We start from the raw sequence: 11,412 nt of genomic DNA on the forward strand, positions 1-11,412 counted from the left end.
GCTCAGAGGGTGGCGAACGTCGGCGGGACCCCGCGCGGCCCGTACCGGAGCGGCATCAAGCGCCGCGAGCAGATCGTCAGCGCCGCCGCCAAGGCCTTCGGCGAGCGCGGCTACAACGGGGCGTCCATGCGGCAGATCGCCGCGGACGTGGGCGTCTCTCCGGCGGCCCTGCTCCGCCATTTCCAGGACAAGGAGGAGCTGCTCGCGGCGGTGCTCGAATGGTGGGCGCGGGAGACCGCCGCGCTCCGGCACGAACGGCGCGACGGGCTGTCGGCCTTCGACGACCTGCGCGACCTCATGACGTACCACACCCACCACCGGGGACTGCTCGAGCTGTTCATCCACCTCACGGGCGAGGCGTCCAACGAGAAGCACCCGGCGCGCGCCTTCATCCAGGACCGCTACACGGGCATCGTGAACATGCTGGTCAAACGCCTGCTCGCGACGGCGGAGACGGGAGAGATCCCGCCGTTGACCGACGCGCAGGCCGAGGCCGAGGTACGCGCGCTCTGCGCCACCATGGACGGCCTGGAGATCCAGTGGCTGCTCGATCCCACCGTGGACCTGGTCGGTCTCTTCGACTTCCACCTCGACCACACGCTGGCGCGGTGGAGGAGCGGCGCGTACGCGCCGGTCACGGCCTCCTGAGCCCGCGCAGTCGACGGCGGGTCCTGAAGCGTCACCCCGATGCCGGGGGTTCAGCGGGGTGGCAGGTCGAAGCGGGCCAGCACGCTCCTGCCGTCCGTCACCATGACGTCGAGGAGGTCGTCGCCGGCGGCGAGGACCAGCTCGTCGTCCCCGTCGCCGTCGTAGTCGCCCGCCGCCAGCGGCGCGCCGCGGACCAGGCCGCTGATGCCGCCACCGGCACGCAGGCCGCCTCGGCCGCCCCAGAACATCCGGACCGGCTCACGTCCGTCGCGCGCCCCGCCGAAGGCGAGGTCGTCACGGCCGTCGCCGTCGAAGTCGCCGGCGACCGCCGAGCCCCTGTCGCCCTTGAACGTCCGGGTGCGGCCGTCTCCGTAGTAGACGGTCAGCGTCCTGTCGACGTCGGGCGCCTCGGTCTCGGTGCCGGGCTCGTCGTTGCGGCTGCCGTCGTCGCCGACCGCCAGGTCCCTGGCGCCGTCGCCGTCGAAGTCGCCGAACGTGGCCGCCATGCCCTTGCCCAGCCTGCGCCCCGTCTTCGCCAGGCCGTCCGGACCGCCGTTCAGCAGCCACCCGGAGGTCTGCTCGCCGTCGTCGCCCTCGAACACGACCAGCCCGGTCGCGTGCCGCCCGTCGATCTCGTCGACGGTCATCCGCCAGAAGTCGCTCCCCGTGGGCGAGGGCTGGACGGTCTGGCGGCTCGGCACGCCCGCGCGGCTGAACGGGCCGTACATCACGACCAGGTTGGAGCCGCCCCGGTTGTCGTCGGCGGACATCGCCACGTCGGCGGCGCCGTCCCCGTCGAAGTCGCCGGCGACGGACCGGAACGTCGCCATGGTGGTCTTGACGGGCGGCGGCACCGGGGTCGGGAGCGTTCCGGTGTCGATGCCGTCCGGGCCGCCCCAGAAGATGTGCGGGCCCATCGTCTCGTCGCGATCACCTGGCCGCCCGTAGCCCAGGATGTCGCCGAAGCCGTCCCCGTCGAGGTCGGCTCGGATGCCCGGGTCGATCTGCCAGGCGAAGAACGTCCGCGACGACACGACCGCCGGCCTGCCGGTGCGCAGCCCCCGGGGCGAGCCGTAGACGACCGCGAGGAAGCGCAGGCCCGGTCGGAGCAGCTCGGCGTAGACGAGCAGGTCCGCACGGCCGTCGCCGTTGACGTCGTCGGGCCGCCCGCCGGCCTTGGCCGAACGCCGCGCGGGGGTCGGCGCGGGGGTCGGGGTGGCGGTCGGCGTCGGAGCCGGGGTGGACGCCGACGGCGACTGACCGGCGGGGCTGGGCGCAGGCCGGACGCCGCCGCATCCGGCGAGCAGGAGGACCAACGCCGGCCAGATCATCACCCTTCGCGGCACAGGCACCGAGCTTAGTGCTCGACCCTGCCGAGCGCCGGGTTTCCGCCACCCGCTTTCCGCCACCCGCGTCCCCGCCGCCGGGCCTTCTCGCGGCGTCGCAGGGCGCGTCAGATCCGCTGCAGGGCCTGCTCGCGGCGGGCCGCGACGCTGGAGCCCGACTCCCCGCGGGCCATCCTGCGCAGCACGAACGGGGCCGTGACCAGGCCGAGCACGGCCCAGGCCAGCAGCACCCCGGCCGTCTCCACGGGCCGCCAGGACCCGCCGATCTCGACGGCCGCCGCGGCGTCCGGGAGCAGGGCCGAGCGCATGCCGAGCCCGAGCCAGTAGACCGGGAACGCCTGCGCGATCCACTGCACCCACTCCGGCAGCGCCGTGATCGGGTAGAAGATGCCGGAGATCGCGATCAGGCCCAGCACGGGGAGCTGGATCAGCCCCTGGCTGCGGGCGCTGACGAACACCGAGCCCAGCACCGCCCCCAGCGGCAGCGTCGCCACCAGCCCCAGCACGAGCACCCAGAGCACCGTCAGCCAGGCGCCCGCGTCGCCGAACGCCAGGCCGGGCACCAGGAACATGCCGGGAACCAGGAAGATCGCGAGGTCGGCGACCAGGCCGCCGGCGACGAGGATGATCTTCCCGAGCAGGTAGCCGGTCATCCCGTGCGGCGTGGCCTTGGCGCGCAGCAGGGTGCCGTCCTCGCGGTCGGCGGTGAGGTGCTGGCTCATGCTCACCATGGACATCCCGGCGTTCATGCCGAGGATGCTCGGCAGGGCCAGGGCTCCGAGGGAGAGCCCGCTCTGCCCGAAGGAGACGTTCCGCAGGAAGTACGTGGTGACCAGCATCAGCACGGGCCAGAGGAAGTGGCCGAACAGGTCGGCGGCGTTCGTGAACGACTGCCGCAGCTCGATCAGGCCGCGGGACCAGCCGGCCCGCCAGGCCGTCGCGGTCGGGCTCATCGGGCCGCCTCCTCCGCCTGCCGGACGAGGGAGAGGTAGGTGTCCTCCAGCGAGGCGCGGCGCACCTCGAGGTCCTCGATCTCCTCGCCGTACTGCTTGAACAGGTCGAACACCAGCCGGGTCGCCTCCGTGGCCGACCGGGCGAAGCGCTGTCCGTCGCGGGTCCAGCGCACCTCGTCCTGGCCGGCGATCTGCTGGGCGAGCTGCGCGACCGTGCCGTCCGCGACGATGCGGCCCCCGTCGAGCACCATGATGCGGTCGGCGAGCTTCTCGGCCTCGGCCAGGTCGTGGGTGGTGAGCAGGATCGTGGTGTCACCTTCGGCGGCGAGCTCCAGGACCAGCTCGTGGAAGGCGCGCCGGGCCACCGGGTCGAGCCCGGCGGTGGGCTCGTCGAGGAAGACCAGCTCGGGGCGGCCGACGAGGCCGACGGCCACGTCGAACCTGCGCCGCTGGCCGCCCGAGAGCGTCCTGATCTTGTGCTCCGCCTGCTCGGTCAGGCCGACCGCCGCGATGAGCCGGTCGGCTGGCCACGGCCGGGCGACGGTCTCGGTGGCGTACGCGGCGTAGTAGCGGCCGAGGTGCTCGAGCAGCTCGCGCACCCGCCATTTGCCGTGGTCGCGCCAGGACTGCAGGACGACCCCGACCCGCGCCCGCCAGTCCTCGCCGCCGCGGGCCGGATCGGTGCCCAGCACCTCGACCCGGCCGGCCGACCGCATGCGGAAGCCTTCGAGGATCTCGATCGTGGTGGTCTTGCCCGCGCCGTTCGGGCCGAGCAGGCACACCACCTCGCCCCGGCGTGCCCGGAAGGTCACGTCGTGCAGGACGTCGGCGGGGCCGTAACGCATCCGCAGGCCCTCGACGTCCAGCACGACTTCGCTCGTCGTCATGGATCTCGCCTCTCATGGGAGCACGCCTCGGCGTGGCGCCCGGAGAGCCCGGCCGCGCAAGCAACCCTAGTTGACTAATTTCGACTTAGTCAACGCGGGTTGCTTGGCGCGGCCGTGCGAGGTCACTTCAGGCCGTACGCCCGCTGGACGGTCTGCTCGACGGTGTTGCCCTCCGCGTCCGTCGCCTGGGCCCGCAGGCCCACGGCGCCCGTGGTGGCCGCCAGCGCGGGAGGTGTGACGGTGGCCTGGCCGGAGGCCGAGACGCGGACCGGCGTCCAATGGGCGCCGTCGTCGAACGTGACCGAGAGCTTCACGTCCCTGACCTTCGCGTCCGGGGTGCCGTAGGACCCGTGGTAGCCGGTGACGGTGATCCGGTGCGGCGTGCCCGCCTTGAGGCGGTTGTCCAGATCGAGAGGCACGTCGTAGCGGAGGTTGAGCCGCCGGACCGGCTCGCACGGCGCCAGCTTGCCCGTGGCGAACCAGGCCAGGCAGAGCCCGTCGTCCGTGGTCTGCATCCCGCCGGTGGGCCGCTTCGACTTGAACGTCCAGGCGGTCTCGACGTCCTTGGCGTACAGCTGGGACGGGTTCGGGGTGTGGAACTTGTCGGTGAGCCGGTAGGCGGCCTCCGTCTCCGGGAGGGTGAAGGTCGGCACGATGATCGCGAAGATGGCGATCACGACCGTCGCCTCGACGAGCGGGACCTCCCGCCCGTCGCGGTACAGGCGCAGCTCGTCCTTTCCGCCATGCTTGTCACCCTGGAAGTTGGCGTTGTACGCGAACGCCTCCTGGTGGTTCGGCACCGGCCCCATGATCGGCAGGGCCGACAGGAAGGTGTCCTTCGTCCGGCAGGGGAAGCACTGGGCGGTCCCGGAGCGGAGCACCGCGTCGGAGACGACGACGTTGCCCGGCACGCGGGGCTGGATCCCCCACGGCTCGGTCCGCGTGCCCGCGGTGGCGAAGATGTCCACCGCGGTCGCCGACAGCGCGCGCCTGTTGTAGAAGTCGCCGCCCTCGTCGTAGTTCATCGTGTTCGTGCGGGTCCAGACGACGTCCGGCGAGACGGGCCCCACGTACTCCGTGAAGGTCGTCTGCGCCCGCACGGTGTGCTCCATGGACCACGTGTTCGCGAACCTGGCCGGCCGCACCATCCCCGCCGACGTGCTCAGCTCGACCGAGCCGGGCCGGTCGGCGTGGAAGCGGTCCTCGATGCGCTGCAGGTCGCCCGTCCTGACCGAGTAGGACAGGTCGGCGGGGACGCGGCCCTGCTCGGGCAGCATCAGCGAGTACAGGTACGGCGTGGTCGCGACGCCCTCCGCCGTGACGGTCACCGGCCGGCGCCCGGCCAGGGCTGCCAGGGCCCGCCCCTGCTCGGCGGTCAGGCTCATGGTCGGAATCGGGTACGTGGGCCAGCTGCCCGCCGGGTCGAGGAAGGCCCGGTTGACGGCCCCGTACCCGAGGACTCCCACGGCCCCCGCCTGCTGGGCGGCCTTGACCCGGTCCAGGGCGTTGCCCGTGCAGGCCACGGCCGGGCAGAGGTCCTCCAGGTTGAGCAGGACGAGCTTGCCGCGCACGTCCAGGCCGCCGAAGTCGGTGCCCTTGCCGGCGTAGACCAGCGAGAGCCTGCTGCGGCCGTCGAGCTTGGGCGTCTGCGGCGCCATGTCCTGGTAACGGGGGGTGATGCGGGGGCCGCCGGGCACCGTCATGGTGATGGCGGGGGCGCCGAGCTGGTAGCGGGCGTTGAGGGTGAACGTGCCCTGGGTGACCTTGCGGGTGGGCAGCATCACGTAGTTGTCCAGCCCGTACTGCGGGTACAGGGACTGCACGTCGACGTAGCCGACGCCGTTGGCCGCGGTGCGCCGGTAGGCGTACTGCGAGAGGCGGGTCTCCGATTCGCGCGGCGTCCGCACGGACACCTTGCGCGCCTTGCGCAGGTCGAGCGTGACCGTGGTGTCCTTGGTGATCTCGATCTGCGGGTCGGACGGGAGCGACTGGACCCATGCGCCGTCCGCGCCGCGCCAGGCCAGCGCGGTGAGCACGGTGTAGGTGCCGGGGTAGACCTGGGCCTCGGTCTCGGTGCCCGAGGCGGGGGTGTAGGCGTACTGGAGGTCGTCGCGGTCGTCGGTGCGCATGAACATCCACGGGTTCTCCATGGGGGCGCTCGCGCCGTCGGGCAGCACCACCCGGGCCCGGACGGTGACCTTCTTCGGCTCGACGAACGCGCCCACGGCCGTGTTCACCTGGACCTGGCCGTTCTCGCCGGTGGCGCGGACGGAGCCCTCGTACCAGGTGTCGGGGCCCGCGGGGTCGAACGTGACCGAGACCGGCGCGGTGCCGTGCGCGGGGACGGTGACCGTGTCGCGGTCGACGGTGAGCGTGCGCGCGGGCACGTCGCCGCCCCGGTGCGCCTTGACGCCCGTGCTCAGCGTGAGGGTGACCGGCTGGTCGCCGTCGTTGGTGTAGGTGAGGGTCTTGGTGACCGGGCCGTTCTGGGGTGAGGGCAGGAAGCCGAAGTCGATGCCGCCGGAGCCGCGCACCTGCTGCTTGACGGCGCGGGCGACGTCCACGCGGCCGGCGCCCTGCTCGTAGGCGTCCTGGCCGTCGCCGTGGGCGGAGCTGGTGAGAGCGGCCTTGAGCTGGGTGTTCGTCCAGTCGGGGTGCTGCTGGGCGAGCAGCGCGGCGGCGCCCGCGACGTGCGGGGTGGCCATCGAGGTGCCGGACGCGGTGGTGTAGCCGTCCTCGGCGGGCTCGCCCATGGACGTGCCGGCCGCGCGGGCGGCGACGATGTCCACGCCGGGGGCGCTGATGTCGGGCTTGAGGCTGTAGTCGATCGCGGTGGGGCCCCGGCTGGAGAAGGACGCCAGCTTGTCGTCGCGGTCCACGGCGGCGACCGTGAGCGCCGAGGCCGCGGTGCCCGGGGCACCGACCTGGCGGCTCTCGCCGTCGTTGCCCGCGGCGACCACGAACAGCGCCCCCGAATCGGCGGACAGCTTGTTCAGGGCCTGGTCGAGGGGGTTGTCCGGGCCGGGGCAGCAGCCGCCGAGGCTCATGCTGACCACGCGGGCCTTCTGGTCGACCGCCCACTGCATGCCCGCGATGATGTCGGATGAGAGGCCGCTGCCGTAGTTGTTGAGCACCTTGCCGACCAGCAGCGACGCCTCGGGGGCGACGCCCCGGTACTTGGCGCCGTTGCCCGCGATGATGGAGGCGACGTGCGTGCCGTGGCCGTGGCCGTCCTGGGCGGTCTTCTCGGAGCTGAAGTTCTCGGCCGCGGCGATGCGGCCGGCGAGGTCGGGGTGGGTGGCGTCGATGCCGGTGTCGAGCACGGCCACCTTGACGCCCGCGCCCTTGAGCCCGGCCGCCCACGCCTCGGGCGCGCCGATCTGCTTGACGCTCCTGTCGAGCGAGACCTGGACCTTGCGGTCGAGCCAGATCTTCTCGGACGCGGTCCTCGCCGTGCTGACCCCGGACCAGAACTGCCCGGCGGCCTTCTTGTCCACCTTCACGGCGGCGGCGTCGATGCTGGCCAGGGTGCGGGCCCCGGCTATGCGCTGCTGCGACCCGTGCTGGACGATCAGGGGCAGGGTGGGGCTCTCCGCGTCGGAGTAGCCGTTGGCCGCCAGGTACGCGACGTCGAACAGGCCCCTGTCCAGGCGTCCCGCCGACACCAGGCCCATCACGTCCGTGGGGTAGACGTAGTACGCGGCGGGCTCGCGTACCGACATGAAGAACACCGGGGCGCCGTCCGGACGCCGGGCCGGCTGGATCTGGGCCTGCGGGCTGCCGTCCGGGGCGGTACTGTAGGTGACCACATCCCCGGTGATCAATGTGATCCTCTTCGCGGACTCCCCCGCCGCGCCGACGACCGGCGGCGGCACGGAGGGAGCGGGAGGTGGGGTCGGGGCGGCCATCCCGGTGGAAAGCAGCACCCCCAACGCGACAAGCGACCGGCCGATCATGCGTCTCCTCAGAGATCATCGTGTCCCCGGGAACCATGACAGATCGCAGTAAAGCCGCGAAAGACGATTGTGAGTCCTCTTCCCGCCATGTGCGGAAATAGGACATGCTGTGATCGTGCTGGAGATCATCGGGCTCTCGTACGCCGAGCAGGCACTGTACGAGGCGCTGGTGGAGCGCTCCCCCGCCGCGCTCGCCGAGCTGGGGCACGCCGCCTCCACGGCCGCCAGGCTGGAGCAGCTGGGGCTGATCACCCGGCTCCCGGAGGACCCGCCGCGCTACGTTGCGGTCTCTCCCGAGATGGGGCTGGACGCGCTCATCCGGGCGCGCACCCGGGAGCTGGCCGCGGCCCGCCACCGCGCCGCCCAGCTCGCCGCGCGCTTCCACCGCTCGGTGCCGGACGGGGACTCCGCCGACCTGGTCGAGGTGGTGATCGGCAAGGACGCGGTGGGCCGGTGGTTCCGGCGGCTCCAGGAGAGCGCGCGGCGGCAGATCAGCGTCTTCGACGCGCCGCCGTACGCGACGCCCATGGGTGGCAACGAGGTGGAGTTCGAGCTGCTGGAGCGGGGTGTCGAGTACCGTGCGCTGTACGACCGGCGGGCCATGGAGGTGCCGGGCACCCTCTCGCTCATCACCCGCTACGTCGCGGCCGGCGAGCAGGCCAGGGTCGGCGACGTGCCCGTCAAGCTCGCGCTGAACGACCTCCCCATGGCGATCATGCCGCTCCGCCACGACCAGCACGTGGTGGAGTCCGCGCTGGTGGTGCACGACTCGACGCTGCTGGACGCGTTGTCGGCGTTGTTCGAGATGTACTGGGAGCGGGCCGTGCCGCTGCAGGTCAGGCACGGGCGGCTGGCCGAGGCGACCGGCCCCGCCGACGCGCAGCGGGACCTGTTGCCGCTGCTCACCGCGGGGCTGACGGACGCGGCCATCGCCGCCCACCTCGGGTGGAGCGACCGGACGGTACGCCGCCACGTGCGCGCGATGATGGTCCGGCTCGACGCGCGCACCCGCTTCCAGGCGGGCTACCAGGCGGTCGTACGCGGCTGGCTGGACGGGGACGCGTTATGACCCCCCTTGGGCTCGGCACGGATGGGGGTGAGCCGTGACCTCGCTGGGCGCGATCGGGCTCGGGCCCGATGAGGAGGCGCTGTACGAGGTGCTGCTGGACCGCTCCCCCGCCACCCTCGCCGAGCTGGCCGCCGCCTGGCCGCGCGCCGACCTGCAGCCGCTGCTCGCGTCGCTGGAGGCCAAGGGCCTGCTCAACACCTCCCCGGGGCCTCCGCCCGCCTACGCCGCCGTCGCCCCGGAGATGGCGCTCGACGTCCTCCTGCTCGCCGCCGAACGCGACCTGCTGCGGGTCCGCGAACGCGCCCGCGAGCTCGAGGAGGTCTTCCAGGAGCGCGCCCGCGAGCGTACGCCCCCGGTGGTCGTCGAGGTGGTCACCGGGCGGCGGGCGGTCGAGCAGCGGCACGCCCAGATCCAGCGCGCCGCCAGGCAGCAGCTCCGGTGCCTGTCCAGGCGGCCGTACTTCGACCCCCTGGGCAGCGTGGCCGCGCAGCGGGAGCTGCTGGAGCGCGGGATCACCAGCCGCATGATCTACGAGCGGGACTTCGTGGCGGCCGAGGGCGCGTTACGGCAGATCGAGGAGATGGTGGGGGCGGGCCAGCAGGCGCGGGTGCTGCCCGAGCTGCCGATGAAGCTGTACGTGGTGGACGACCGGCTGGCGCTGCTCCTGCTCAGGCACGAGCCGGCGGACGCGGTGGCGGCGCTCGTCATCCATCCGTCGGGGCTGCTGGAGGCGCTGATCAGGCTCTTCGAGGGGTTGTGGCAGCGGGCGCTGCCGCTCGGGCTGGCGCCGTCCGTCCGCAACCCGCCCCCCAGGGACTCCCGGGACGACGCGCGGCTGATCGCGCTCCTGCTGTCGGGGCTCACGGACGAGGCCATCGCCCGCCAGCTCGGGGTCGGCCACCGCACGGCGGAGCGGCGGATCGCGGAGCTGATGTCCCGGCTCGGCGCCCGCACCCGCTTCCAGGCCGGCGTCCAGGCCGCCCTCTCCCAACCACCCCCACCACCGTCCCCTTGACGGCGGGAGAGCCACTCCCCCGCCGACCGGGGTGCGGTCCTTCGGGGAGTGGGAGTGTCAGGACGCGCTCGACCACAGCACCGGCCCTCCCTCCAAGAGACCCCGCCCCTGACGGCGGGAGAGCCCCTCCCCCACTGACCAGGGTGGAGGAGCAGGAGGCGTCTTGGGTGGTCGGGGGAGGGGGTACGGGCGCACCGCGCCGGCCAGTGCGCGCCTCCACGAGGGACGCCGGCCTCCGACGGCGGGAAGGCCCCTCGAAGGCGCCGATCGGGGGTGTGGTTTTCCGGGAAGACATGGCTGTGGCCGGATCGCGAGCCCGCGCGATCCGGCCACAGCTCAGAGGGTCAGCTTCCGCAGTGTTCGAAGGGGCTCTCGTACGTGCTCGCCCCTGCCTTGCCGCCCCACTTGACGCACTTGTCGGCGGCGGCGGCCCGGACGGGTCCGGCGTAGTACTCGAAGTTGCCGGTGTCGGTGACCCGGGCCTTGTCCTCGACCTCCAGGAAGGCCGTGGTGGCGGTGGCCGTGCCCAGCGAGGTCTTCTTGATCGTGGCCACGCAGTTGTTCCCGTTGTCCGCGTTGTACAGCAGGTAGACCGTGCCCGCCGTGCCCAGCGCGCTCGAGTCGATCACCTTGTAGCCGGTGCCGCACACCGACTCCGGCGTGTGCGGGTTGGTGCCCCCGCCGCCGCCACCGGTGACGTACTGCATGTACTTGGTCCAGTCCCAGTACTGGCCCGGGTCGGTGTGGTCGGCCTCCGGGACCTCGCTGTGGCCCACGATGTGGGTGCGGTCCTTGGGGATGCCGTACCGGTCGGCGATGTTGCGGGTCAGCGCCGCCGACGCGCGGTACATCGTGTCGGTGAACCACGTCGCGTTGTCGACCCAGCCCTCGTGCTCGATGCCGACCGAGCGCCGGTTGTAGTTCCCGGCGTGGAAGGCCCGGTCCTTCTCCCTCACCGTCTGGGTGATGGCGCCGTCGGAGGACCGGACGACGTAGTGGGCCGAGGTGGGGTTCGGCCGGGGCCCGGTCTGGAACCAGGAGATCGTCCCGGCGTAGGTGCCCTGCGCCACGTGGATGACGATGCGGTCGATCGCGTCGCTGGTGGGCCGGTTGGAGACGGCGTAGTTGCTGCTGTGCGCCGGAGCCCACGCGGCGCCCGGGTAGTCGGTGCTCGCCGCGAGCGTGCTGGGTTTGTCCAGGTCGTCCGCCTTGGCGTAAGGGCCGCGGTCGGGCGTCACGGCGCGTGCGGGCGCGGTGACGGTCTCGCCGGCGGGCGTCTTGGCGTTCACGCCCTTGGCGAGCTGCTCGTACACGGTGTCGGCGTACAACCGGGCCACCGCGGGCGAGGACGCGCCGCCGTACTTGGCGACCGCCTGGTACCACTTGCCCGCGTCCTTGCGGGCGGTGGCGTCCAGCTTGAGCTCGTCGGCGAGGGCACGCAGCACGGCCGCGCCGCCCGCGATGTTCGTCGCGTCGTCCGACTTCAGCGCCGAAGCGGACTTCTTCGTCAGCGTGGCGGCCTTGTCGAGGGTCTTGGC

General features: G+C 72.7%; 8 protein-coding genes. 3 read left to right on the plus strand and 5 right to left on the minus strand.

Features of this window, described 5'->3' with window-relative positions; translation table 11 throughout:
• The first annotated feature begins 9 nt into the window (after positions 1-9).
• Positions 10-648, plus strand: a complete 639-nt coding sequence (locus tag ACWEPL_RS57360; protein WP_355210647.1) for a TetR/AcrR family transcriptional regulator — start codon at positions 10-12, stop codon at positions 646-648.
• 50 nt (positions 649-698) lie between these two features.
• On the opposite strand, the gene ACWEPL_RS57365 is transcribed toward ACWEPL_RS57360, so the two are convergent.
• The 4 genes from ACWEPL_RS57365 to ACWEPL_RS57380 form a co-directional block, all read right to left on the minus strand.
• Positions 699-1,994, minus strand: coding sequence for an FG-GAP-like repeat-containing protein (locus ACWEPL_RS57365; protein ID WP_452441639.1), 1,296 nt, complete (start codon positions 1,992-1,994; stop codon positions 699-701).
• 107 nt (positions 1,995-2,101) lie between these two features.
• A complete protein-coding gene (locus ACWEPL_RS57370; RefSeq protein WP_363979859.1) occupies positions 2,102-2,947 on the minus strand; it encodes an ABC transporter permease in 846 nt (281 codons plus the stop codon).
• Positions 2,944-3,834: an ABC transporter ATP-binding protein gene (locus ACWEPL_RS57375; protein WP_363979856.1), complete on the minus strand. Its 891-nt coding sequence runs from the start codon at positions 3,832-3,834 to the stop codon at positions 2,944-2,946. Before ACWEPL_RS57375 ends, ACWEPL_RS57370 begins: the two co-directional genes overlap by 4 nt.
• Before the next feature lie 122 nt (positions 3,835-3,956).
• Entirely contained in the window at positions 3,957-7,790 is a 3,834-nt protein-coding gene (locus tag ACWEPL_RS57380; protein WP_452441640.1) for a S8 family serine peptidase, read from the minus strand.
• Between the two features lie 115 nt (positions 7,791-7,905).
• Between ACWEPL_RS57380 and ACWEPL_RS57385 the strand changes: the two genes are divergently transcribed.
• Together ACWEPL_RS57385 and ACWEPL_RS57390 are read left to right on the plus strand one after the other, a co-directional pair.
• Positions 7,906-8,859: a LuxR C-terminal-related transcriptional regulator gene (locus tag ACWEPL_RS57385; protein ID WP_363979851.1), complete on the plus strand. Its 954-nt coding sequence runs from the start codon at positions 7,906-7,908 to the stop codon at positions 8,857-8,859.
• Positions 8,860-8,893: 34 nt separating this feature from the next.
• A complete protein-coding gene (locus ACWEPL_RS57390) occupies positions 8,894-9,874 on the plus strand; it encodes a helix-turn-helix domain-containing protein (protein WP_350742859.1) in 981 nt (326 codons plus the stop codon).
• 344 nt (positions 9,875-10,218) lie between these two features.
• On the opposite strand, the gene ACWEPL_RS57395 is transcribed toward ACWEPL_RS57390, so the two are convergent.
• Positions 10,219-11,412, minus strand: a 1,194-nt coding sequence (locus ACWEPL_RS57395; RefSeq protein WP_452441641.1) for an N-acetylmuramoyl-L-alanine amidase, incomplete at its 5' end; no start/stop codon positions are given.

It is taken from the genome of Nonomuraea sp. NPDC004186, from assembly GCF_053603495.1.

Coding starts and splice junctions, on each gene's coding strand:
- ACWEPL_RS57380 (WP_452441640.1), bottom strand. CDS start 7,790: ATGATCGGCCGGTCGCTTGTCGCGTTGGGGGTGCTGCTTTCCACCGGG.
- ACWEPL_RS57370 (WP_363979859.1), bottom strand. CDS start 2,947: ATGAGCCCGACCGCGACGGCCTGGCGGGCCGGCTGGTCCCGCGGCCTG.
- ACWEPL_RS57375 (WP_363979856.1), bottom strand. CDS start 3,834: ATGACGACGAGCGAAGTCGTGCTGGACGTCGAGGGCCTGCGGATGCGT.